This is a genomic window from Pseudomonas sp. GW821-FHT07G06 (assembly GCF_058986625.1).
The window spans coordinates 256,213-279,688 of record NZ_JBYSVW010000004.1; the positions used below are offsets into that span (position 1 = coordinate 256,213).

The following is a 23,476-nucleotide window of genomic DNA, read 5'->3' on the forward strand; positions in this document are numbered from 1 at the left end:
GTCATTGGCATGGGCTGTGGGGCAGCCTGGTTTGCGATGAGCCAACGGGCGATATAGAGGGTTGCATCCGATCCTTTTGCATATGAGAATATTTATCATTAATATTGCGGCCTTGCCGGGCCCCTGACGCTGTCGTGGCCTCCCCGGTTTTCAGGTCGAAACATGAACGATGATGACTCTCCCACCCGACCCCCACGATATCGAGCGTGATCAACAGCGCGGCGACCGTGCACACTTTCTCCAGGTGTTTCTCTCCCAGCGTTCGCAAATGGAAGCGCTGGTGAGTCGGCGTGTCGGTTGCAGGGCGACGGCGGCGGACCTGGTTCAGGACTTGTTCCTGCGGTTCTGGCGGCGGCCGCTGGTGCAAGTCGAGGAACTCAGTACCTATCTGTTGCGCTGCGCCGGCAACATCGCCATCGATCATTTGCGCAGTGAAGGCACGCGGGTCCGGGCCAGCGAAGGCATGCTGGTGGAATCACCGGACAGCCATGGCAGCGGACCGCAAGCGGCGCTGGAGGCGGGCAACGATCTGCGGCACGTCGAAGCCGCATTGCGCGCATTACCGCAGCGCACGCGGCAGATTTTTCTGCTCAATCGCATTCACGGCCGTAAATACGCCGAGATCGCCAAGGCCATGGGCTTGTCCCAAAGTGCCGTGGAAAAACATATGATGCGCGCCCTCGAAGCCTGCAAGGCCAGCCTTCGGGAACCCGAATCGCGTACGCCAGGGAAAGCACCGTGAACCACTTCGAACGCGTCACCCCGACGCCCGCTCAGGAACAGGAGGCACTGGCCTGGCTGAGTCTGTTGCATGACCAGCCCAGCAGTGCTGATCAGGCGACTTTCAGTCATTGGTTGCAGGCCGATCCCGCCCATGCCGAGGCCTATGCCCGGGCGCAGGTCTTGTGGGAGCTGAGCGAAGGACCGGCGCGCACACTCGCCGCTGAAGATGCCCTGGACTTGCAGAGGTATCTCAACGCCATGGACAAGTCTCGGCGCAGCACGGTCGGGCGCTGGTCCGGTGCGCTGGCGATGGCGGCGTGTCTGTTGTTGATGGTCAGTCTCGGTACAGGCTGGCAGCCATTGCGCTGGATCGATGACCTGGGCGCGGACTTCGTCTCGGCACCGGGGGAAATCCGCACTGTCACCCTGGCCGATCAGTCGCAGGTGACACTGGATGCCGACAGTGCCATCGCCGTGGATTTCAGTCGCGGCGAGCGGCATGTGCAACTGCGTCGCGGCGCCGGATTTTTCAGCGTTACTCACACCGGTGAGCCGTTTGTGGTGGACGCCGAGAAAGGCCAGGCGCGCGTCCTGGGCACGCAGTTCGAAGTCCGTTTGCAGCCTCGGGGGGCGCAGGTCACGGTGCTGTCCGGGCGAGTCGGGGTGACGGCGGACCAGGACGCCGAACAGCAAATCCTCACCGCCGGCCAGCAAGTCGCCTACGGCGAAGGTTCGGTGCAAATGCTCCACGCGGTGGACAGTGAGGCGCAGTTGGCCTGGCGCCAGGGCTGGCTGAATTACTACAAGGCGACGCTGGCCGATGTGGTGCGGGATCTGGGGCGCTATTACCCCGGACGGATTGTGTTGCTGAACGATGAACTGGCGGCACGCCGGGTCAGTGGCAGCTTCCCGAGCAGGAACCCGCAGGCGGTGTTGAGTTCGTTGCAGGGGGTGTTGGGGTTTGAGCAGCATCAGGTGTTGGGGCATCTGATAATTTTGCGTTGAGGCGACTGGCCATTTCGCGAGCAGGCTCGCTCCCACATTTGGAATGCATTCACCCGTGGGAGCGAGCCTGCTCGCGAAGATGCCAGTTCAAACACCACATCACCCTGAATAAAAAATATTTTCAAATTGTTGTGAGGTAAACCCGAGCGCCATCCGTGTAGTGACTGAAACTGCGAGTCATTCGCATCCGTTGCGGTTCTACACAGGTCATGAGTCATGAAGTCCAGGGCAAAGTCGGGTTCGGTCAAACAATGGTTGGGTGTGTCTGCGTTGAGCTTTTCGGCATCGGCGTTGTTGCCGCTTGGCCTGGCGCTGGCCGCAGAGTCGGGCAGCAGCCAGTCGCGTGCGCAGTTCAGTTTCTCGCTGGCCGCCAAACCGCTGCCCCAGGCCCTGAGTGATTTCAGCCGGGTAACCGGCATCAGCGTCGTCTATACCGATGAAGCGCCGTACGGCCTCAATGCGCCGGCGGTCAATGGCCAGATGAGCGCCGAACAGGCCCTGCAACGTCTGCTCACCGGCTCGGGATTGACGTTCCGCCGCACCGACGGCCATACCATGGCGCTGGAACCGCGGCCGACTGAAGGGGCGTTGAACCTGGGCGCGACCACCATCACCTCGGTGATGGATGATTCCATGAGCTACCAGCCGCCACCGACCTCTTCGGTGATGCGCTCTTCGGCCCCGATTCAAGACATCCCGCAGACCATCAATGTCGTCCCGGCCCAGGTGATCCGCGATCAGGCGCCGCGCAATCTCGATGACGCCCTGGCCAACGTCAGCGGTATCACCCAGGCCAATACCCTGGGCAGCACCCAGGACTCGGTGATGGTTCGCGGTTTCGGCGACAACCGTAACGGCTCGATCATGCGCGACGGCATGCCGATCGTGCAGGGCCGTGGCCTCAACGCCAGTGTGGATCGGGTCGAAGTGCTCAAGGGCCCGGCTTCGTTGCTCTACGGCATCCAGGATCCGGGCGGCGTGGTCAACATGGTCAGCAAGAAGCCCGAACTTGAGCAGTACAACGCGCTGACTGCGCGCGGTTCGAGCTATGGCAACGGCAAAAACGGCAGCGGCGGCACTCTCGACAGCACCGGCGCCCTCGGCGATTCCGGGCTGGCCTACCGCATGGTGCTGGACTATGAAGACGAAGATTACTGGCGCAACTTCGGCGTGCATCGTGAAAGCCTGATTGCGCCGTCGGTGGCCTGGTACGGCGAAAGCACCCAGCTGCTGTTCGCCTATGAGCACCGCGAATTCCTCACGCCGTTCGACCGCGGCACGCTGATCGATCCACGGACCAACCACCCGCTGGACATCTCGCGCAACGAGCGTCTCGACGAGCCGTTCAACAACATGGAAGGGCGTTCTGACCTCTATCACTTCGAGGCCGATCACGAACTCAACGACAACTGGAAAGCCCATTTCGGCTACAGCTGGAACCGCGAAACCTACGACGCCAGCCAGGTGCGCGTGACCGCCATCGACACTAAAAAGGGCACCCTGACCCGTAGCATGGACGGTACTCAAAACGCGATCAGCACCGACCGATTCACCACCGTCAGCCTCGAAGGCAATGTGAATGTGCTCGGCCTGCAGCACGACCTGCTGTTCGGCATCGACGACGAATACCGCAAGATCTATCGCGAAGACCTGATCCGTCAGAAAAGCCGCACCCAGTTCAGCTACGTGAACCCGATCTATGGCCAGGAAGTGCCGGGCACCACTGTCAGCCCGGCCGACAGTGCGCAGACCGATGAACTGCGCAGCGACTCGGCCTTCCTGCAGGATTCCATCCACCTCAATGAGCAATGGATTCTGGTGGCCGGCGCGCGTTTCCAGGCGTACGACCAGTACGCCGGCAAAGGCGTGCCGTTCCACGCCAACACCGACGGCAACGGGCAGAAATGGGTGCCGCGCGCGGGCCTGGTGTACAAGTACACCGATGCCTTGTCGTTCTACGGCAGCTACACCGAGTCGTTCAAACCCAACTCGACCATCGCACCGTTGAGCGGCAGCAGTACCGTGCTTGACGGCGGCATCGCGCCGGAAGAAGCCAAGTCCTGGGAGTTGGGGGCCAAACTTGATTTGCCAGGTCGCGTCACCGGCAACATCGCGCTGTTCGACATCAAGAAGCGCAATGTGCTGGTGGCCAACGCCGAAGGCCCGACCACGATCTACAGCGCCGCTGGCGAAGTGCGCTCCCGTGGCCTGGAAGTGGACTTGAGCGGTCAGCTCACCGATCGCTGGAGCATGATCGGCAGCTACGCCTACACCGATGCCGAAGTCACCGAAGACCCGGTTTACAAGGGTAATCAACTGCAAAACGTAGCGAAGAACAGCGGCTCGTTGTCGGCGGTCTATGACTTCGGCAGCGTCATTGGCGGTGATCAGCTGCGGGTCGGTGCCGGGGCGCGTTATGTGGGGGAGCGAGCAGGCAACGCGGTGAACGATTTCGACCTGCCGAGCTACACCGTGGCCGATGCGTTCGCCACTTACGACACCCAGGTCGACGGGCAGAGGGTCAAGTTTCAGCTCAACGTGAAGAACCTGTTCGACCGCACCTACTACACCTCGGCGGCGAGCCGGTTCTTTGTTTCCATGGGGGATTCGCGGCAGGTAACGTTATCCAGCACCCTGGAGTTCTGATGTAGGAGCTGCCGAAGGCTGCGATCTTTTGATCTTGCTGTGGCAGGTAAAGATCGCAGCCTGCGGCAGCTCCTACAGGGGATCTGAGGTGGGTTAAAAGATCGCAGCTGGAGTTTTAATGTAGGAGCTGCCGAAGGCTGCGATCTTTTGATCTTGCTGTGGCGGGTTAAAAGATCGCAGCCTGCGGCAGCTCCTACAGGGGGATTGCAATGTCCTAGCGCAAAAAAGCCTGTCGATACTCGCCGGGCGTTGCACCTAATGCCTGGCGAAAGCGGTTGGTGAAGTGGCTGGCACTGGAGAAGCCGCAAGCCAGCGCAATCTCCCCCAGTGGCTGCGAGGTCGTGCGCAGCAATTCCCGCGCCCGGTTCAGGCGCCGCGCCAGCAGGTACTGGTGGGGCGGCAAGCCGAAGCTCTCGCGGAACATCCGCGCGAAGTGGTACTCCGACAACGCGCACAAGGCCGCCAACTGACCGAGGCTGATGGCCTCGTCCAGATGGCTGTCGATGTACTCCACCAGGTGCCGGCGCTGATGCGCGGCCAATCCACCTTTGAGGCGCAGGCCTTGCCGGGCGTTGACCTGGCTGAGCAGGGCATGGCTGAGCAGTTCGTGGGCCAGGCTGCTGGTCAGCAGGCGCTCGCCCGGCTCGTCCCAGTTCAAACGGATCAACTGCCGAAAGCGCAGCGCCTGCTGCGGGTCATCGAGAAAGGTCTGTTCGCGCAGTTGCATTTCCCGTGGCTCGCGATCAAGCAGGGTGACGCAGCCGAGGGCAAATTGTTCGGGGCTGAAGTACAGGTGTGCCAGACGGATGTCGCCGTTGATCACCCAGCCTGACTGGTGGTCGGCCGGCAGGATGCACAGTTTGTCCGGGCCGCCCTTGTTGCCGGGCTTGTCGCGACGGAAGGTGCCGGTGCCGCCGGCTATGTAACAGGACAACGTGTGATGGCTGGGCGCTTCGTATTCCTGGGCGTCGTGGTGATTGCTCCACAAGGCTGCAGACAAGCCGTCACCCAGCTCGGCGCTGTGCTCCAGACGAGCATTCGGCGAGCGGTTGAGGGCTTGAAAGACTTGTAGGGTATCCAGTGCAGCCATGATCGTTGCTCTCTAACACCAGCATCCAACGCCCTGCATCCTACTCCGTAGACGTGCGCCTGCCAGCCTGTCGCCAGACAAAAGCGCAAGTTTATGCAAGTGCGTCCAGGCGTGGCGCCAGACACTGGGCACCTATCGAGGAGCCTTTGCCATGAACCTTTCTTTGTACCTGCTGACCGTGCTGATCTGGGGCACCACCTGGATTGCCTTGAAATGGCAACTGGGCGTGGTAGCGATTCCCGTGTCGATCGTCTATCGCTTCGGCCTCGCCGCGCTGGTGCTGTTCGTGATCCTGTTGCTCAGTCGGCGCCTGCAAGTGATGAACCGTCGCGGGCACCTGATTTGCCTGGCTCAGGGCCTGTGCCTGTTCTGCGTCAACTTCATGTGCTTCCTCACCGCGAGCCAGTGGATCCCCAGCGGTCTGGTGGCCGTCGTGTTTTCCACCGCCACCCTGTGGAATGCCCTCAACGCGCGGGTGTTCTTCGGCCAGAGAATCGCCCGCAACGTGCTCATGGGCGGTGCGCTGGGCCTGCTTGGGCTGGGACTGCTGTTCTGGCCGGAACTGGCCGGGCATAGCGCCAGCCCGGAAACCTTGCTCGGCCTTGGTCTGGCCTTGTGCGGCACCTTGTGTTTCTCGGCGGGCAACATGCTCTCAAGCCTGCAACAGAAGGCCGGTCTCAAGCCGCTGACCACCAATGCCTGGGGCATGGCCTATGGGGCGGCGATGCTCTCGGTGTGGTGCCTGGTCAAAGGCATTCCCTTCGACATGGAAATGAGCGCGCGTTATATCGGCTCACTGTTGTACCTGGTGATTCCGGGATCGGTGATCGGTTTCACTGCCTACCTGACCCTTGTCGGCCGCATGGGGCCGGAACGTGCTGCCTACTGCACTGTGCTGTTCCCAGTGGTGGCGCTAAATGTCTCGGCGTTCGCCGAGGGTTATCAGTGGACGATGCCGGCGCTGTTGGGGCTGGTATTGGTGATGTCGGGTAACGTACTGGTGTTTCGCAACCCCAAACCACGCTTGGTACAGGAGAGTGGCAAGCTCGCTTGAGATGACTTTCATCGAGCGCTGAAGCCTTCAGTCCTCGACTCTGATCGCAATGTAAATCAGCAGCGGAAGTATGAAGTCGACAATATGCCGGGTCCAGTCTTTGTAACTCCAGGCTTGGGATTGGTCCATGTTGAACCATTCCACGCCGATAACCTGGAAGCCGACATAGTAAAGCAAGAGTGCAATGAGTAATCCAATGATCGCGGGCTTTTTGGCCTCGTGAAATTCTTCAGCGCTGCTGTTCATGTTTTTATAAAGAAAACAGGTTCCGATCATGAAGAAGATCGTGTAGATAACCTCGAGTGTAATGATGAGCCAGTAGATACGGTGGTGGAACATGTGCGAGGTAACGGCCCTGTAGCTGTATCTCCCGTCGTCACCTGTGCTCTCCATGCTCAGGATGTTGCTGATGCTTTCGTAGTTGCTTGCGTAGTCTGTAAAGTTGCTGTACATCACCAGCAATCCAAAAAAGCTAATGGATAACATCAGTGTTGCTTTGCTGAAGCGTATGATTTTACTTGTCGTAAGTTGGTTCAAGGTGGTGATCTCCTTTATTGTTTTCGTTGTTCCTGGAAAAGTAAGGAGAGTCTAGCGGGTTGTTTTGTTGTTTGTTTATTGACTGAATTGCAGGGTGTGTATTCAGGAAGTTTTATGACAGGTTGAGAGTGATATTGTTTTATTCTTTGCATTAAAGGGCAGGCGCAAATAACGCCTGCCCTTTTTTTCAACCCTTCCAGACTTGCGGATTGACCAGATCCTGCGGGCGCTCGCCCAACAGGGCGCTGCGCAAGTTGGCCAGGGCACGGTTGGCCATGGCATCGCGGGTCTCATGGGTGGCCGAGCCGATGTGCGGCAAGGTCACGGCATTTTTCAGCTGGAACAGTGGCGACTCGGCCAACGGTTCCTTTTCGTATACGTCCAGCCCGGCACCACGGATGCGGTTGTTTTGCAGCGCTTCGATCAGCGCCGGCTCATCCACCACTGGACCACGGGAAATATTCACCAGGATCGCGCTCGGCTTCATCAGCGCCAGTTCACGATGGCTGATCAAGTGTCTGGTTTTCTCGCTGAGCGGCACCACCAGACAGACGAAATCAGCTTCGGCCAGCAATTGATCGAGGCTGCGAAACTGCGCGCCGAGTTCCTGTTCCAGCCCGGTCTTGCGACTGTTGCCGCTGTAGATGACCGGCATGTTGAAGCCCAGGCGACCGCGTCGGGCGATGGCCGCACCGATATTGCCCATGCCGACAATGCCCAGGGTCTTGCCATGCACATCGCAACCGAACAGCTGCGCACCGACAGTGGCCTGCCATTGCCCGGCCTTGGTCCAGGCATCCAATTCGGCGACGCGACGTGCGCTGCTCATCAACAGCGCGAACGCCAGGTCGGCGGTGCTTTCGGTGAGCACGTCCGGCGTATTGGTCAGCATGATTCCGCGTTCGTTGAAGTAGGCCAGGTCATAGTTGTCGTAGCCCACCGAGACGCTGGACACCACTTCCAGCCTGGCGGCGTTTTCCAATTGGGCGCGGCCGAGTTTGCGACCGACGCCGATCAGGCCGTGGGCGTGGGGCAGGGCTTCGTTGAACTGGGCGTTGATGTCGCCGTTTTTCGGATTCGGCACGATGACGTCGAAATCCTGTTGCAGGCGTTCGACCATTGCCGGGGTGACGCGGCTGAAGGCCAGGACAGTCTTTTTCATGAGAGGCGGGCTCGTCGGGCGGTGAAGAATGCTTAGCAAGCTACAAGTTTCACGCGGCAAGCTGCAAGTTTAAAAGCTGCCCCCATCGCTTTTAACTTGAAGCTTGTCGCTTGAAGCTTGTCGCTGCCGTTCCGTTATACTGCGATCTTTCGCGGCTCATTTACCGGGCCCGACATTTCATGCATCACCCGGAGCTTTCATGACTTCCCCGAAACAACCGCCGGTCGCCGACGTCCAGAACGACGTGCAGGCAGAGCTGCCAGACAGCGTCGACTCCAGCGCCGACAGCGAAACCAAAGCCGAAATCCCGGCATTCAAGTTCCCGTTCAAGCCGGGCGAATTGGCGGCAGCCAAAGGCTCGAACCAGCCGTGGTACAAGAACGGCGCCAAGAACGGCCACACCAAGACGCCGGGCATGGCACCGCCGGGAACTCGTCGGTCGATGGGCAAGCGCTGAAATTCCAGTGACTGGCCTGCCGTCATCGCGAGCAGGCTCGCTCCCACAGTGGATCTGTGTCGTACACAAATTCCATGTTCACTGAAGATTCATCGTGGGAGCGAGCCTGCTCGCGATGGGGCCATCGCGCGGTAGCACAAGTTTTTGATCAAGCTGCCCGCAACGAAATGTGCGCCACTCAATTGGCCTTGGCGGGGCGGATGGAGTCCCATTCGGTGACGTACGCGGTTTTGCTCTTTTTGTTGTAGAGGCACAGCTCGGTGCCTTGTGCACCTTTCATGTGCTTTTGCGGGTACTGGCCCTGGAGCAGGAGCGCGGTATAGCCAACCCGGTCATCGAACTGTGCGGCGTTTCCGACCGGTTTGCTGTTCTTCAGGCCGCTGGCCTTGGTGCAACTGGCAAGTACGGCCTTGTCGTAGGCAGCCCAGGCGTCGGGGCTGGAGGCGTGGGCCTGAGAGGCGAGGGCGGTGAGGCAGAGAAAAGTCAGTGTTGCTGCTTTCATGGTTCAGGCGTCCTTGGGGCTGTGGCCGAAAGGTGAGTATGCCTGAAGGTTTTGAAGTGGTTGTGCAGGCCCCATCGCGAGCAAGCTCGCTCCCACAGTGGTCGAGTGTGGCCACAGATTTTGTGTACGACGGGTAACCTGTGGGAGCGAGCCTGCTCGCGATGGCGGCGTATCAGTCTGGTACCGGCTCCCGGCGAACGGCACGCATCCCGACACTTTCATACAATCGCCGCGCCCGGTGGTTGTCTTCCAGCACCTTCAGATCCACACATCCTTCACGCCGCTGCTGGAACACTTTGAACGCCTGTAACAACAAGGCACGCCCCAAGCCCCGGCCCTGAAACCGTGGATGCACCACCAGGTTCTTGATGTAGGCGCTGGTCCAGCACTGGCACACGCCAACAATGCCTTCGGCATCCCGGGCGATGAAGCACAGCGCCGGGTCATATTCCGGGTCGTTTTCAAACTGCCATTGCCACATGTCCAGCGCTGCCACGCGACCGCCACCTTCCAGGTAACCGAACTCCATCAACCGGTGCACGGCTGCGCCGATTTCGGGATGGTATTCGCTCAGTTGCAGGCCGGCTGGCCAATCGGGTGACGGCACGACTTCAGTGAGGTCGCGCCGCATCAGCCAGCAAAAGTCCTCGGCCAAGGCTCAGTAACCCTGTTCAGCGACAGCCTTGGCCGCAGTGATCAGGCACTGGGTCAATTCCGGCGAAGAGAACTTGGTCAGCACCGCGTTCGCCCCCGCCAGCCGTGCTTTCTCGGCGTTCATCGCACTGTCCAGCGACGTGTGCAGCAAGACATAAAGATGCGCGAAGTCCGGGGTTTCCCGCAGGGTGCGGGTGAAGGCGTAGCCGTCCATCTCGGACATTTCGATGTCCGAGACGATCAGGTTGATCTGCTGCGCGGTGCCTTGCAGATCCAGCAGGCAATCGATGGCTTCCTTGGCGCTGCGGGCGGTATGGCATTGCAGGCCAAGGTTACGCAGGGTGTGCACCGATTGCTGCAAGGCGACCTGGCTGTCGTCGACCACCAGGATGCGCGCGTTGCCGAGCAATTCGGCGTCTTCCATGCTCAGTTCTGTCGGCGCCATTTCGATTTGTGCCGGGGCGATGCCGTGGATGACTTTTTCGATGTCCAGTACCTGTACCAGGGTGCCATCGACCGACGTCACGCCGGTGATGTAGGCGCGCAAACCTCCGGAGCCGAAGGGCGGCGGGCGGATGTCGGTGGTCAGGCAATGGACGATCTTGCTCACGGCCTGCACGTGCAGGCCCTGCTTGGAGCGGCTGACATCCGTGACGATCAGGCAGCCGCCGTTCGGATCTTCCAGCGGGCGCTCGCCGATGGCGCGGCTGAGGTCGATCACCGACAGCGATGCACCGCGCAGGGTGGCGATGCCTTTGACGTGGGGGTGTGACTCCGGCAGCCGGGTCAGCGGCGGGCAGGGAATGATCTCACTGACCTTGAGCAGGTTGATCGCCATCAGCTTGCCGCTGCGCAGGGTAAACAGCAGAAGCGAAAGTGAGTCTGCGCGGGCTTTGGTGGAGGACATATGAACCTTCTCTGGAAAAAGGTGACGGGCAATCCCGGGATCGCCATGACTTCGATGCCGGGTTATCGACTTGTCGGGGGCAGTCTTTAGTTTCAATGACTCAAGGGCAGATCAAAAGATCGCAGCCTGCGGCAGCTCCTACAGAGAAATGTGATCCCTGTAGGAGCTGCCGGAGGCTGCAATCTTTGCTTATTTCATCCCCAACCGCTTGGCCATCCGCCCCAGGTTCGCCCGATCCAAGCCTAGCTCACGGGCGGCGCTCGCCCAATTGTTGTTGTGCCGTTCCAGGCAGGCACCGATCATTTGACGCTGATAACGCTCGGTGGCCTCACGCAAATCGCCGGTCGACGCTTGGGTGACGGTGGCGACAGGTTGCTCGGTGGCGGTTTCAACGCTGGCGTTGGGCAAGTCCAGGTCGGCTGCGCTCAGGCTGAGAATCTTCGGCCGTTCCTTGCAATTGCCCAGGGCTTTCAAGGCGCTGCGGCCGATCAAATGTTCAAGCTCGCGCACGTTGCCGGGCCAGTCGTAGGCCAATAGCGCGGCCTGGGCGTCGCTGTTCAGGCGCAGGCTGTTGAGGCCCATGCGCGAGCGGTTCTGCTCGAGGAAGTAACCGCTGAGCAGCAGCACATCGCGCCCGCGATCGCGCAGGGCAGGCACCAGCAGCGGGTAAACGCTGAGGCGATGGTAGAAGTCGGCACGGTAACGACCGCTGCGCACTTCCTCGGCGAGGTCGCGGTTGGTCGCCGCGATCAGGCGCACGTCGACCTGATGCTCCTGGTCCGAACCCAGTCGCTGCAATTGACCGCTCTGCAACACGCGCAACAGCTTGGCCTGCACGGTCAACGACAACTCACCGACTTCATCGAGGAACAGCGTGCCGCCATTGGCCAGCTCGAACTTGCCACGGCGGTCGTTCATCGCCCCGGTAAAGGCGCCGCGGACATGGCCGAACAACTCGCTTTCCACCAAGGTGTCGGGCAACGCGGCGCAGTTGAGGCTGATGATCGGTTTGTCGGCGCGCGGCGAGGCGGCATGGATGGCCTGGGCCACCAACTCCTTGCCGACCCCGGTTTCGCCGGTGATCAGCACGGTCAGGTCGCTGCCGCCTACCAGGCTGATTTCTTCGACCAGACGCTTGTGGGCCTTGCTCTGGCCAATCATCTCGCGATTCTGCTGGCCGCTGGCCTGGCGGTAGACCTCGGCGCGCTGATGCTCATCTTCGACCCGGTTGTTCAACCGCTCGATGCGTTCGGCGGCGTTGACCGTGGCGGCGGCGAGGCTGGCGAAGGCTTGCAGGGCATCCAGTTCGATCGGTTCGAAGCGTTCCGGGTCGAGGGCGTCGAGGGTCAGCAGACCCCATGGGCGCTCGTCGATGAACAAGGGGCAACCCATGCAGTCGTGGACCTCCAGATGATCATCCAGACCGTCGACCAGGCCGTCATAGGGATCAGGCAAGTCGCTGTCGGCAGCGAAACGGGTCGGGCCGGGGCTGCCGAGCAGCGCCGCGAAACGCGGGTGCTCACTGACCTTGAAGCGCCGACCGAGGGTGTCGGTACTCAAGCCGTCGACGGCCAGTGGCACCAGCCATTCGCCATCGAGGCGCAGCAGGGCGGCGGCATCGCACGGGAGCAGGGCGCGCATGGCTTCCAGCAGGCGGCGATAACGCTCGCCCTCGGGCAGTTCGCGGGACAGGTCGGAGACCAGGGGCAGCAAGGCGGTGAGCAGTGGTTTTGCAGTCATAGTGACTCCGTGTAGTCGGTATGACTATAAAGCAGATAGTGTCGAAATGACTATTGCGTTATTAACTTATTGATTTTTAACGATTAAATAGTTGGCACGAAAGCTGATACGCATAGGGTAATCCGTTAGCAACCCAAGAGATCAGGAGTCACCTTATGCTGAGCGCTCAAGACCGTGCCATCGTCAAATCCACCGTACCGCTGCTTGAAAGCGGTGGTGAGGCGCTGATCACGCACTTCTACCGCATGATGCTCTCCGAATACCCGCAAGTCCGCCCGCTGTTCAACCAGGCCCACCAGGCCAGCGGTGACCAGCCGCGTGCCTTGGCCAACGGCGTATTGATGTACGCGCGCCATATCGACCAGCTCGACCAGTTGGGCGACCTGGTGGCCAAGATCATCAACAAGCACGTGGCCCTGCAGATCCTGCCTGAGCACTATCCGATTGTCGGCAGCTGCCTGCTGCGGGCCATTGCCGAAGTATTGGGCGAAGAGATCGCCACCCCTGAAGTGATCGCGGCCTGGGGCGCGGCCTACGGCCAGCTGGCGGACATCCTGATCGGTGCCGAAGCCAGCGTTTACGACCAAAAAGAACAGGCCCACGGCGGCTGGCGCGGGGCGCGGGAGTTCATCGTGGTGGACAAGGTCGAGGAGAGCGCCGAGATCACGTCGTTCTACTTCGAACCCGCCGACAAAGGCCCGATCCTGACGGCAGAACCCGGCCAGTACATCGGCATGAAACTGATCCTCGACGGTGAAGAGATCCGTCGTAACTACTCGTTGTCGGCGCTGGCGAACAAAGGCCAGTACCGCATCAGCGTCAAACGTGAAGCCGGTGGTCGCGCTTCCAACTACCTGCATGACCAGATGCATGTCGGCGCCAGCATCCAGTTGTTCCCGCCATCGGGCGAGTTCACCCTCACCGCCAGCGACAAACCATTGGTACTGATCAGCGGCGGCGTCGGCATCACCCCGACCCTGGCGATGCTCGAAGCGGCGCTGGAAACCCGGCGGCCAGTGCATTTCATCCACTGTGCGCGCAACGGCAGTGTGCATGCCTTCCGCGACTGGATCGATGGCCTGGCCGAGCGTCACCCGCAACTCAAGCGTTTCTACTGCTATTCCGAGGACGACGGCGTGAGCCCGGCGGCGCACAAGGTCGGTTTGTTGAGCCAGCAGCAGTTGAATGCGTGGCTGCCGGAGCAGCGTGACCTGGATGTTTACTTCCTGGGGCCGAAAGGTTTCATGGCGTCCATCAAGCGCCATCTCAAGGCACTGGGTGTGCCGGAGAAGCAAAGCCGCTATGAGTTCTTCGGGCCGGCAGCGGCGCTGGAGTAAAAGATCGCAGCCTTCGGCAGCTCCTACAGGATGCAATCCATTCCGATGTAGGAGCTGCCGGAGGCTGCGATCTTTTAAAGTTAATCCCTCCTTAACCGTCTTGTCGTCTATTCCCCCCGAATCCCCCGGACATGCTCCAGACTCTCAAAGGTCCGGGCCAGCGTGTAGACTGGCGGGCACTCGAATCTTGAAGGGAAACGCGATGAGCGATGAATCCATGCGGTTGGGGCGTGAACGGCGCTACCTGGTGTTGTTGGGCATCATTTGCCTGGCGTTGATCGGCGGCGCGCTGTACATGCAAATTGTCCTGGGCGAGGCGCCTTGCCCGCTGTGCATCCTGCAACGTTATGCGTTGCTGCTGATCGCGATCTTCGCCTTCATCGGCGCGGCCATGCGCAACCGTCGCAGCATCACGGTGTTCGAAACCCTGGTGGTGATCTGCGCGCTGGCAGGCGCAGGCGTTGCCGGGCACCACGTCTATACGCAGTTCTATCCGGCGGTCAGCTGCGGCATCGATGTGCTGCAACCGATTGTCGATGATTTGCCGCTGGCGAAGATCTTCCCGCTGGGTTTCCAGGTCGATGGTTTCTGCTCCACGCCATACCCGCCGATCCTCGGTTTGTCGCTGGCGCAGTGGGCGCTGGTGGCTTTCGTACTGATCGTGGTGCTGGTGCCGCTGTTGACGTCGCGTAACCGCAAAGCACTGCGCTGAGGTCATCGGCCGCCATCCATTGTCGGACAAAAAAGCCCCGTTCCTTGCAGAGAGGAGCGGGGCTTTTTTTGTGTTGAGGAGCGCATTCCAGAGCCCAGGTAAAAAGACCCTGATGTGGGGCAGCCAAGGGTGCGACACATGTGCGACATGTTGTCACAGAGTCAGTGTCGCAGGGCGTTCATGGAAGCCGGATTGGCACATGGAATCGTAACGAAATTGGGCTGTTTTGCAGGCTCCCGGTTTTTTCCGTCCCGGACCCGAACAGGCAGTTTTAACAGGGGCTTACGATTGGCCTGAGCCCCCGTCGTATCGGGCCTTTGGCAAGGTAAAGGGCAGCAGGGAGGCCCCCGATACTGTCTGAACTGTGGGCGGAAGACCTACTTATTTTGGTGTTTTTGTTGAGAATCAATTTCGATAAGATGCGCCACTTTTGCGAAAACGGTGAATGATTGTTGCCGGTTCGGATAAAAATTATTTCGGGATGAGACATGGTTTATAAAACGCTACATATCTACAATCGCCCGCACTGAATTCCCGACGCTGCTCAAATCTTAACCAGGTATGAGCAGAAACAGGGTGTCGAGAGGTCTGGTGGCTTCATGCGATGCCCAGGTGTCGGAGCCTCCAACTACCCGCACCAAATGGAATTGGTCTGTAACAAGGCCTTTGACCACGAATTCGAATAAGAACTCACCGCAGGCCCGGGATTTGTCGTACAGCGTCTGACGCACGACGGGCATGCCCTTATTCAATCCAAGAAAAATGCCAACCCTTGGCAGGGTGAAGTGTTGGCGATCAAAACCCAACTGCATTGCGCAAGCTGCTTTAGAGGTCGTGAGATGAGTAAAAACAGGTACCCCAGACTACTAGGCTTATTGCCGCTGATCGGCACGTTGTTGCTGTCAGGCTGCAACATGACCTTGCTCAATCCCAAGGGCCAGGTCGGTCTGGACGAGCGAAACCTGATCATCACCGCAACGCTGCTGATGCTGTTGGTCGTGGTTCCGGTCATCGTCATGACCTTCCTGTTCGCCTGGAAATACCGCGCGTCCAACACCAACGCCACCTACACCCCGAAATGGAACCACTCCACCAAGATCGAGATCGCGGTGTGGGCCGTTCCAGTGCTGATCATCATTGCCCTGGGTTACGTCACCTACAAGTCGACCCACGCCCTTGACCCGTACAAGCCGCTGGAATCCGACGTGAAGCCGGTGACCATCGAAGTGGTCGCGCTGGACTGGAAGTGGCTGTTCATCTACCCGGAACAAGGCATCGCCACGGTCAACAAGATCGTGTTCCCGGCGCACACCCCGATCAACTTCCGCATTACCTCTGACGCCGTGATGAACTCGTTCTTCATCCCTGCGCTGGGTGGCCAGATCTACGCGATGGCGGGCATGCAGACCAAGCTGCACCTGATCGCCAACGAAAACGCTGAGATGGACGGTATCTCCGCCAACTACAGCGGCGCGGGTTTCACCGGTATGAAATTCAAGGCGATCGCCACTTCCCAGGAAGAATTCGACGCCTGGGTAAGTGAAGTCAAAAAGGCACCTAAACAGCTTGAACAAGCTGAATACGCAGCCCTTGCCAAGCAGAGCCAGAACAACCCAGTCGAGCTCTACTCCTCGGTGACGCCGAACCTGTTCCAGACCATCGTCGACAAGTACGAAGGCATGAAACCGGGTCCGAAAGTGAAGCACGAGAAAGAAGAGAAAGAAGTGGCCGCTACGCAAGGAATGGACATGAACGCGCATTCAGCTGCCGGGGCAGAGGAGTAAACGATGTTTGGTAAATTAAGTTGGGAAGCGGTCCCGTTCCACGAGCCGATCGTAATGGTGACCATCGCCATGATCGCGCTCGGTGGTCTGGCGCTGTTCGCTGCAATCACCTACTTCAAGAAGTGGACCTACCTGTGGACCGAGTGGCTGACGTCGGTCGACCACAAGAAAATCGGCGTGATGTACATCATCGTCGCCATGGTCATGCTGCTGCGCGGTTTTGCCGACGCCATCATGATGCGTACCCAGCTGGCCATGGCCACCGAGGGTTCGCCTGGCTACCTGCCACCGGAACACTATGACCAGATCTTCACCGCTCACGGTGTGATCATGATCATCTTCATGGCGATGCCATTCTTCACCGGCCTGATGAACCTTGCAGTGCCGCTGCAGATCGGCGCGCGTGACGTTGCCTTCCCGTTCCTGAACTCCCTGAGCTTCTGGCTGCTGGTTTCCGGCGTGGTGCTGATCAACCTGTCCCTGGGCGTCGGCGAATTCGCCAAGACCGGCTGGGTTGCCTATCCGCCGCTGTCGGGCCTGCAATACAGCCCTGGCGTGGGGATGGACTACTACATCTGGGCGCTACAGCTATCGGGTCTGGGTACGACACTGACGGGGGTCAACTTCCTGGCCACCGTGCTGAAAATGCGTACCCCTGGCATGAAGCTGATGGACATGCCGATCTTCACCTGGACCTGCACCTGGGCCAACGTCCTGATCGTGGCTTCGTTCCCGATCCTGACCGCCACCCTGGCGCTGCTGACGCTTGACCGTTACATGGATTTCCACATTTTCACCAATGAACTTGGTGGCAATCCGATGATGTACGTGAACCTGTTCTGGGCCTGGGGTCACCCTGAGGTGTACATCCTGATCCTGCCAGCGTTCGGTATCTTCTCCGAAGTCATCTCGACCTTCACCGGCAAGAAACTGTTCGGCCACCACTCGATGATCTACGCATCGGGCGCGATCTCGATCCTGGGCTTCATGGTTTGGCTGCACCACTTCTTCACCATGGGTTCGGGTGCCAGCGTCAACGCCTTCTTCGGTCTGGCGACGATGCTGATTTCCATCCCGACGGGTGTGAAACTGTTCAACTGGCTGTTCACCATCTACCAGGGCCGTCTGCGTTTCACCAGCCAGGTGCTGTGGACCCTGGGCTTCATGGTGACCTTCGCCATCGGCGGCATGACCGGCGTACTGCTGGCCATCCCGGGTGCCGACTTCGTTCTGCACAACAGCCTGTTCGTGATCGCACACTTCCACAACGTGATCATCGGCGGTGCGGTATTCGGTTACATCGCAGGTTTCGCGTTCTACTTCCCTAAAGCGTTCGGCTTCAAGCTGCACGAAGGCTGGGGCAAGGCTGCATTCTGGTTCTGGATCTCGGGCTTCTTCGTCGCGTTCATGCCGCTCTATGCACTGGGCTTCATGGGCATGACCCGTCGTCTGAACGCCACCACCAACCCTGAGTGGGTACCGTACCTGTACGTCGCCATGATCGGTGCGGTGATGATCGCCGTGGGTATCGCTTGCCAGCTGATCCAGCTGTACGTCAGCGTGCGTGACCGCAACAAGCCGGAAAACATGTGCGAACACGGCGACCCGTGGAATGCACACACCCTGGAATGGTCGACCTCGTCGCCACCTCCGTTCTACAACTTCGCTGTGCTGCCTAAAGCCGACGTTGTCGACCCGTTCACCGAAGCCAAGGAAAACGGCACCGCGTACAAGGTTCCTGCCAGGTACGAGCCGATCCACATGCCAAACAACACCGCGACCGGTGTGGTGATGGGCGCGCTGCTGACCGTGTTCGGTTTCGCGATGATCTGGCACATCTGGTGGCTGGCAATCGCGAGCCTGGCTGGCACCGTGATCTACTTCGTGATCCACGCGGCCCGTGATGATCAAGGCTATATGGTGCCGGTCGACGTGATCGAGCGCATCGAAGCCGAGCAGCACAAGCGTCTGGTTGCGGCAGGGAAAATCCCGGCCACCGCCACCCGTGTTGAAACCTCGTTGGAACAGGCTTAAACCATGTCGAACTTAGTGACCAATGCTGGACACACCCATGTCGATGGACATGGGCATGATGACCATCACCACGACTCGGGCGAGATGACCGTATACGGTTTCTGGCTCTACCTGATGACCGACTGCATTCTGTTTGCGTCGATCTTCGCGGCGTACGCGGTACTGGTTAATAACGTAGCGGGTGGCCCGTCGGGCCACGACATCTTCGAACTGCCATACGTACTGGGCGAAACCGCTCTGCTGCTGTTCAGTTCGATCACCTACGGCTTCGCCATGCTGGCGTTCTTCCGTGGCAACAAGAAGCAGGTCCTGGGCTGGCTGGCCATGACCTTCCTGTTCGGTGCCGGCTTCATCGGCATGGAGATCAACGAGTTCCACGTACTGATCTCCGAAGGCTACGGCCCTAGCCGTTCCGGCTTCCTGTCCGGGTTCTTCACCCTGGTCGGCACCCACGGTCTGCACGTGACCAGCGGTCTGATCTGGATGGCGATCATGATGTATCAGGTGCAGAAAAACGGCCTGACGGCGACCAACAAGACCCGTCTGAGCTGCCTGAGCCTGTTCTGGCACTTCCTGGACGTCGTGTGGATCTGCGTATTCACCGTTGTTTATCTGATGGGGACTATGTAAATGGCTAACGCAGCTCATTCCCACAATGGCCATGACAGCCACGATGCCGGTCACGGCAGCGTCAAGTCCTACGCCATCGGCTTCATCCTGTCGGTGATCCTGACCCTGATCCCGTTCGGTCTGGTGATGTACCCGACGCTGCCGAAGTCGATCACCCTGATGATCGTCGTCGCGTTCGCCGTCATCCAGGTGCTGGTGCACCTGGTGTACTTCCTGCACCTGGACCGTTCGGCCGCGCAGCGTAACAACGTGATTGCGTTTGTCTTCGCCGCGATCGTGATTGTCCTGCTGGTTGGCTTGTCGCTGTGGATCATGTTCAGCATCCACACGTTCATGATGGCGAAGTGAGGTAGATCCGCATGTCCCTTAAGCACTTTATCCAAATCACCAAACCGGGGATCATTTTCGGTAACGTGCTTTCTGTGGCAGGCGGATTTTTCCTGGCCTCCAAAGGGCATGTCGATCTGGCCATCTTCCTGGCCGCCATGATCGGCACGTCCCTGGTGGTTGCCTCCGGTTGCGTGTTCAACAACTGCATCGACCGCGACATCGACATCAAGATGGAGCGCACCAAGAACCGCGTGCTGGTCCAGGGCCTGATCTCCCTGAAACTGGCCCTGATCTATGCGACCGTCCTGGGGGTCGCCGGCGTTGCCCTGTTGTACAAGGTGGCCAACCCGTTGGCCGCGCTGTTCGCGGTGATCGGCTTCGTCATCTACGTCGGCTTCTACAGCCTGTACCTCAAGCGCAAGTCGGTTCACGGCACGCTGGTGGGCAGTCTGTCGGGCGCCATGCCGCCGGTGATTGGCTACGTCGCAGTAAGCAACACCTTCGACATGGCCGCGCTGACCCTGCTGGTGATGTTCAGCCTGTGGCAGATGCCGCATTCCTACGCCATCGCGATCTTCCGCTTCAACGATTACCTGGCCGCATCGATTCCGGTGCTGCCAGTGAAGCGCGGCATCCAGGTGGCCAAGAAGCACATCCTGATCTACATCCTGGCCTTCCTCGTGGCGACCTTGATGCTGACCTTCAGCGGCTACGCCGGCATGAGCTACCTCGCCGTCGCCGCGGCCATGGGCATGTACTGGCTGTACATGGCCTGGACCGGCTACAAGGCAGTGGATGACACGGTCTGGGCACGCAAGCTGTTCGTGTTCTCGATCTTCACCATTACCGCGTTGAGCGTGATGATGTCCCTGGACTTCAAAGTGCCGACCGAGTTGCTGCTGACGTACGCGCCTTAAGCGTCGGATGCTGAATTGAAAAGCCCCGCCTTCGAGAGAAGAGCGGGGCTTTTTGTTGGAGCCAATTTTGAGTACAGCACCAACCCCCCTGTAGGAGCTGCCGCAGGCTGCGATCTTTTGATCTTGACCTTTGGCGGAACTGACATCGCTGAAAATCAAAAGATCGCAGCCTGCGGCAGCTCCTACAGGGGCTATTTGCTCGACGCTGATTTGATTGTGGGATCGAGCCGGTTCGCGAATCTGCTTAAGAAAAAATGGAGAGAGCGTGCCGGTCGGAGTCGCGAACCAGTATGCATAAGGAGAACTCCAATTGTTCCTGCGTCGTGTTCGAGTTCTCAGGCCCGGTCGCTGAATTGGCAGCGACCGGGCGAAGTTAGCGTGCATCAGCAGGGGGGGGCAATCGTAGCGATCTGGTGGCGACACATACCAGGAAAACAACACATCACCCTGTAGGAGCTGCCGAAGGCTGCGATCTTTTGATCCTGGCAATCTCGGCTCAGCCCAAAATCAAGATCAAAAGATCGCAGCCTTCGGCAGCTCCTACAGGGGGAGGAGAGACTTTATTTGTGTGGTGTGTCGAGCAAGCGGAAAAAGCGATCCCGCACCTGCAGACTGTCGCTGTGCGCCACATTGAAACGCAGGAACTGACTGGCATTCGGCCCTTTGCTCAGCAAGGTGCCCGGTGCCAATACCATGTTGTTTTCCAGCCCTTGTCGTGCCAGGTTCTCGGCATGCAATCCATCCGGCAACCGCGCCCAGATAAACACGCCTTCACCGGGTAGCGAGGATAGCGAACACCCGGCCTCCGCCAACCAACCGGCCACGCGGCTGTTGGATTCATACAGCCGGTCCACCGTGCGCCGAGCATGCTTGGCGTAGCTGCCGTCGCTGAGCATGGTGCAGGTGATCTGCTCCGCCAGTTCCGAGGTCACGCCACCGCAGGCCATTTTCAGCGCGACCATCCGCGCCGCCAGTTGTGGTGAGAGCACGGTGTAGCTGACGCGGCTGTTGGCGGTCAGGGTCTTGGAGAAGCCGGAGACGTAACTCACATTGTCCAGCCCGCTGGCTGCCAGGCGCGGGGTGCGGCGTTGCTGGATGTCGCAGTACAGATCGTCTTCGACGATGTGGAAGCCATGGCGGTGGCTCAGTTCCAGCAAGCGGTAGACCTGGGCCGGGGTGAACGAGTGGCCGGTGGGGTTGTGCAGTGTGCTGTTGGTCATGTACAGCACGGGTTTGTGGGCGATCAGCAGTTGCTCAAGGGCGTCGAGGTCCATGCCGTCGCAATCCCGGGCGATGGTGATGACTTTGGCCCCGTGCAGCGCCAGGTTGGCGTGCATGTTGAAGTAGCACGGATCATCGAGCAGTACGGTGTCGCCGGGTTTGACCAGCAGGCGCATCAGCAGGTCGATGGCCTGCATGGTGTTGGCGGTGGTGATGATCTGGTCCACCGGCGCTTCGATGCCGAAGGTCGCCAGTTTGACCCGCAAGGCCTGGCGCAACGGCACGTAACCACCGGCCACGCCGTACTCGCCCATGCGCAACGAGGTCGCTCGCAGGGTGCCGCGCACGGCTTTCTGCAATTCTTCGGCGGGCAGCCAGGAGGTCGGCAGGAAACCGCAGCCGGGGCGCAGTGCGCCGTTGTCCAGCAGCAGTGCGCGGCGTACCACGCTCAGGGTGTCCTGGGGTTGCAGGTCCGGGCCGGTGCCACTTTTCAGCGCCGCTTCGGAGCGATGCACGTAATGCCCCGAGCCCTGGCGCGACACCACCAGCCCCTTGGCGCGCAAGCGGTCCAGCGCATCGACTACCGTGGATTTGCCCACGTTCATCAAGTCGGAGAGTTCGCGAATCGGCGGCAGCTTGGCGCCGTGGGGCAGGCCACCGGTGCTGATCGCCTGGGTCAGCTGATCGACGATCTGCTGCACCAACGGCACGCCGGGCTGGAATTCAATGGCTTTGATGACTGCACGTTGAACCTGCATTTTACTGGTCTCTCCGGCAGTAAAGTTCGTTGGATTCTATACGAACTTGCCCTGATCAGGACAAGCCTCTCTCTCTACCATGCCCTTACAGACTTTTCTGAATGTCGGCCTTTGTTGGCGGGCGTTCATCCGGTTCCTGAGGTGCTGCATGAGTGTCGAAACAACGGTCGCGGTGGCCAAGCCGGTCATTAACCTGCGGTTATTCACGATCCGGATCATCACCGCTGTCTCGCTGTTCGCGGTGCTGGGCAAGGCCAACGTCTGGCTCGACACGGCCACCAACAGCATTCTGGCCCTCGGATATCGCGCCTTGTTGCTGTTGTTGCCCCTGACTTTACTGCTGCTTGGGCGCCGCTCCCTGAGCGTCACGCTGCTGTGTGCCGGGCTCGGCCTGGTATTGCTGGCACTGACCAGCAATCAAGGCATGGTGATGTCTGCTGCCGCACTGTTTGCCTATGGCATTGCCATTGCCGGTTACCTGATCAAGAGCGAAGCGGCCCAGACCAAGGAAGGCGCGGCCTACAACCGCGTGGCCATGAACATGGGCAGCCTGGTGGCCGGTTTGATCCTGCTGTCGCCACTGCTCACGCCAACGATGTTTTTCCTCGGTGCGGCGGCGTTCGTGTTGCTGTGCCTGCCGATCGCCCTCGGCGCGACCTTCACCACTGAACCGGTGCTGGCCCGTCCGGCCAGCCAGCTCGGCAGCAACTGGGGCAACAAACTGCCGTGGGTGATCGCCGGGATCATCATGGGCATCAAGTTGTTCGGAGTGTTCTCGATCCTGCCCCAGGCGATCCTGCTCAAGACCGGCGAGCTGCCGGCCTGGTACGGCCTGATGCTGATCCTCAACAGCGCCGTGGTGGTGTTCGCCCAGGTGCCGGTGATGAAGCTGATCGAGCGCACCGGGCGCTTCAAAGTCGTGGCGGTGATCGGGATCATCGTCGGCGGCTTTGCCGTGTTGTCTTCGCCAGCCGCGTTCCACGTCGAAACCCTTGTCGGGGCGCTGATCTGGGTGGCGTTGCTGTCGATCGCCGAATGCGCCTTCAGCTACCTCGATTACTTCTCGGTCAAGCAAAACAACATGTTCGTCAAGGAAGTGTCCCTGGGTGTGGGGGCCGGGCTGACCGTGTTGATCATGCGAGTGGTGCCGGCGCCGTACAACGCGCTGGTCCTCGCCGCCATCGGCGCCGGCGGGATCCTGGCCTGGTACTGGCTCAACCGTAAATCCAATGCGTCGTTGCATGACTGAGTCAGCGCCGTTGCGGTTTTCACTTTG

The 23,476-nt window shown here is 59.8% G+C and carries 22 protein-coding genes; 13 read left to right on the forward strand and 9 right to left on the reverse strand.

Features of this window, described 5'->3' with window-relative positions; genetic code table 11:
- Window positions 1-169: 169 nt before the first annotated feature.
- The 3 genes from AC3WJW_RS10230 to AC3WJW_RS10240 all read left to right on the forward strand — a co-directional run bounded on the left by AC3WJW_RS10230 (window position 170) and on the right by AC3WJW_RS10240 (window position 4,374).
- Entirely contained in the window at window positions 170-742 is a 573-nt protein-coding gene (locus tag AC3WJW_RS10230) for an RNA polymerase sigma factor (RefSeq protein WP_493725906.1), read from the forward strand.
- Entirely contained in the window at window positions 739-1,728 is a 990-nt protein-coding gene (locus AC3WJW_RS10235; protein WP_493725907.1) for a FecR family protein, read from the forward strand. Before AC3WJW_RS10230 ends, AC3WJW_RS10235 begins: the two co-directional genes overlap by 4 nt.
- Window positions 1,729-1,944: 216 nt before the next feature.
- A complete protein-coding gene (locus tag AC3WJW_RS10240) occupies window positions 1,945-4,374 on the forward strand; it encodes a TonB-dependent siderophore receptor (protein WP_493725908.1) in 2,430 nt (809 codons plus the stop codon).
- Between the two features lie 214 nt (window positions 4,375-4,588).
- Here the strand turns inward: AC3WJW_RS10240 and AC3WJW_RS10245 are convergent, their stop codons facing one another.
- Window positions 4,589-5,464 (reverse strand): helix-turn-helix domain-containing protein, encoded by an 876-nt coding sequence (locus AC3WJW_RS10245; protein ID WP_493725909.1) that lies wholly within the window; start codon window positions 5,462-5,464, stop codon window positions 4,589-4,591.
- A gap of 151 nt (window positions 5,465-5,615) precedes the next feature.
- On the opposite strand from AC3WJW_RS10245, the gene AC3WJW_RS10250 reads away from it, so the two are divergent.
- The gene (locus AC3WJW_RS10250) at window positions 5,616-6,518 is read left to right on the forward strand and encodes a DMT family transporter (RefSeq protein ID WP_493725910.1); all 903 of its coding nucleotides are present in this window, start codon (window positions 5,616-5,618) and stop codon (window positions 6,516-6,518) included.
- Window positions 6,519-6,545: 27 nt separating this feature from the next.
- On the opposite strand, the gene AC3WJW_RS10255 is transcribed toward AC3WJW_RS10250, so the two are convergent.
- Window positions 6,546-7,055: a DUF2165 family protein gene (locus AC3WJW_RS10255; protein WP_493725911.1), complete on the reverse strand. Its 510-nt coding sequence runs from the start codon at window positions 7,053-7,055 to the stop codon at window positions 6,546-6,548.
- 187 nt (window positions 7,056-7,242) lie between these two features.
- Window positions 7,243-8,217, reverse strand: a complete 975-nt coding sequence (locus AC3WJW_RS10260) for a 2-hydroxyacid dehydrogenase (protein WP_493725912.1) — start codon at window positions 8,215-8,217, stop codon at window positions 7,243-7,245.
- 199 nt (window positions 8,218-8,416) lie between these two features.
- On the opposite strand from AC3WJW_RS10260, the gene AC3WJW_RS10265 reads away from it, so the two are divergent.
- A complete protein-coding gene (locus AC3WJW_RS10265; protein ID WP_493725913.1) occupies window positions 8,417-8,674 on the forward strand; it encodes a hypothetical protein in 258 nt (85 codons plus the stop codon).
- Window positions 8,675-8,852: 178 nt separating this feature from the next.
- On the opposite strand, the gene AC3WJW_RS10270 is transcribed toward AC3WJW_RS10265, so the two are convergent.
- From AC3WJW_RS10270 to norR, 4 genes are all read right to left on the reverse strand, one after another.
- A complete protein-coding gene (locus AC3WJW_RS10270) occupies window positions 8,853-9,176 on the reverse strand; it encodes a hypothetical protein (RefSeq protein ID WP_493725914.1) in 324 nt (107 codons plus the stop codon).
- Between the two features lie 172 nt (window positions 9,177-9,348).
- Window positions 9,349-9,807 carry a GNAT family N-acetyltransferase gene (locus AC3WJW_RS10275; RefSeq protein ID WP_173900831.1) on the reverse strand — a complete coding sequence of 153 codons (459 nt, stop codon included), beginning with the start codon at window positions 9,805-9,807 and terminating at the stop codon, window positions 9,349-9,351.
- Between the two features lie 27 nt (window positions 9,808-9,834).
- Window positions 9,835-10,737, reverse strand: a complete 903-nt coding sequence (locus AC3WJW_RS10280) for a chemotaxis protein CheV (protein ID WP_007970363.1) — start codon at window positions 10,735-10,737, stop codon at window positions 9,835-9,837.
- Window positions 10,738-10,926: 189 nt separating this feature from the next.
- Window positions 10,927-12,477 (reverse strand): nitric oxide reductase transcriptional regulator NorR, encoded by a 1,551-nt coding sequence (norR, locus tag AC3WJW_RS10285; protein WP_493725915.1) that lies wholly within the window; start codon window positions 12,475-12,477, stop codon window positions 10,927-10,929.
- Window positions 12,478-12,632: 155 nt separating this feature from the next.
- On the opposite strand from norR, the gene hmpA reads away from it, so the two are divergent.
- Complete coding sequence (gene hmpA, locus AC3WJW_RS10290) at window positions 12,633-13,814, forward strand: NO-inducible flavohemoprotein (RefSeq protein ID WP_493725916.1); 1,182 nt, start codon at window positions 12,633-12,635, stop codon at window positions 13,812-13,814.
- Between the two features lie 202 nt (window positions 13,815-14,016).
- Window positions 14,017-14,526, forward strand: a complete 510-nt coding sequence (locus AC3WJW_RS10295; protein WP_007970367.1) for a disulfide bond formation protein B — start codon at window positions 14,017-14,019, stop codon at window positions 14,524-14,526.
- 551 nt (window positions 14,527-15,077) lie between these two features.
- On the opposite strand, the gene AC3WJW_RS10300 is transcribed toward AC3WJW_RS10295, so the two are convergent.
- On the reverse strand, window positions 15,078-15,338 hold the full coding sequence (locus tag AC3WJW_RS10300) for a hypothetical protein (RefSeq protein ID WP_104450999.1): 261 nt from the start codon (window positions 15,336-15,338) through the stop codon (window positions 15,078-15,080).
- A gap of 27 nt (window positions 15,339-15,365) precedes the next feature.
- On the opposite strand from AC3WJW_RS10300, the gene cyoA reads away from it, so the two are divergent.
- The 5 genes from cyoA to cyoE are packed head-to-tail and all read left to right on the forward strand — an operon-like array spanning window position 15,366 to window position 20,221.
- Complete coding sequence (cyoA, locus tag AC3WJW_RS10305) at window positions 15,366-16,310, forward strand: ubiquinol oxidase subunit II (protein WP_015093556.1); 945 nt, start codon at window positions 15,366-15,368, stop codon at window positions 16,308-16,310.
- A 3-nt stretch (window positions 16,311-16,313) separates the two neighbouring features.
- Window positions 16,314-18,344: a cytochrome o ubiquinol oxidase subunit I gene (gene cyoB, locus AC3WJW_RS10310; protein ID WP_493725917.1), complete on the forward strand. Its 2,031-nt coding sequence runs from the start codon at window positions 16,314-16,316 to the stop codon at window positions 18,342-18,344.
- Window positions 18,345-18,347: 3 nt separating this feature from the next.
- Window positions 18,348-18,974: a cytochrome o ubiquinol oxidase subunit III gene (locus tag AC3WJW_RS10315; protein ID WP_102701088.1), complete on the forward strand. Its 627-nt coding sequence runs from the start codon at window positions 18,348-18,350 to the stop codon at window positions 18,972-18,974.
- Window positions 18,975-19,322 (forward strand): cytochrome o ubiquinol oxidase subunit IV, encoded by a 348-nt coding sequence (cyoD, locus tag AC3WJW_RS10320; RefSeq protein ID WP_007970373.1) that lies wholly within the window; start codon window positions 18,975-18,977, stop codon window positions 19,320-19,322.
- Window positions 19,323-19,333: 11 nt separating this feature from the next.
- Window positions 19,334-20,221 (forward strand): heme o synthase, encoded by an 888-nt coding sequence (gene cyoE, locus AC3WJW_RS10325; protein ID WP_008046745.1) that lies wholly within the window; start codon window positions 19,334-19,336, stop codon window positions 20,219-20,221.
- 560 nt (window positions 20,222-20,781) lie between these two features.
- On the opposite strand, the gene AC3WJW_RS10330 is transcribed toward cyoE, so the two are convergent.
- A complete protein-coding gene (locus AC3WJW_RS10330; protein WP_493725918.1) occupies window positions 20,782-22,200 on the reverse strand; it encodes an aminotransferase-like domain-containing protein in 1,419 nt (472 codons plus the stop codon).
- Between the two features lie 148 nt (window positions 22,201-22,348).
- Here AC3WJW_RS10330 and AC3WJW_RS10335 point away from each other — a divergent pair, with 148 nt between their 5' ends.
- The gene (locus AC3WJW_RS10335; RefSeq protein ID WP_493725919.1) at window positions 22,349-23,449 is read left to right on the forward strand and encodes an MFS transporter; all 1,101 of its coding nucleotides are present in this window, start codon (window positions 22,349-22,351) and stop codon (window positions 23,447-23,449) included.
- Window positions 23,450-23,476: the final 27 nt, after the last annotated feature.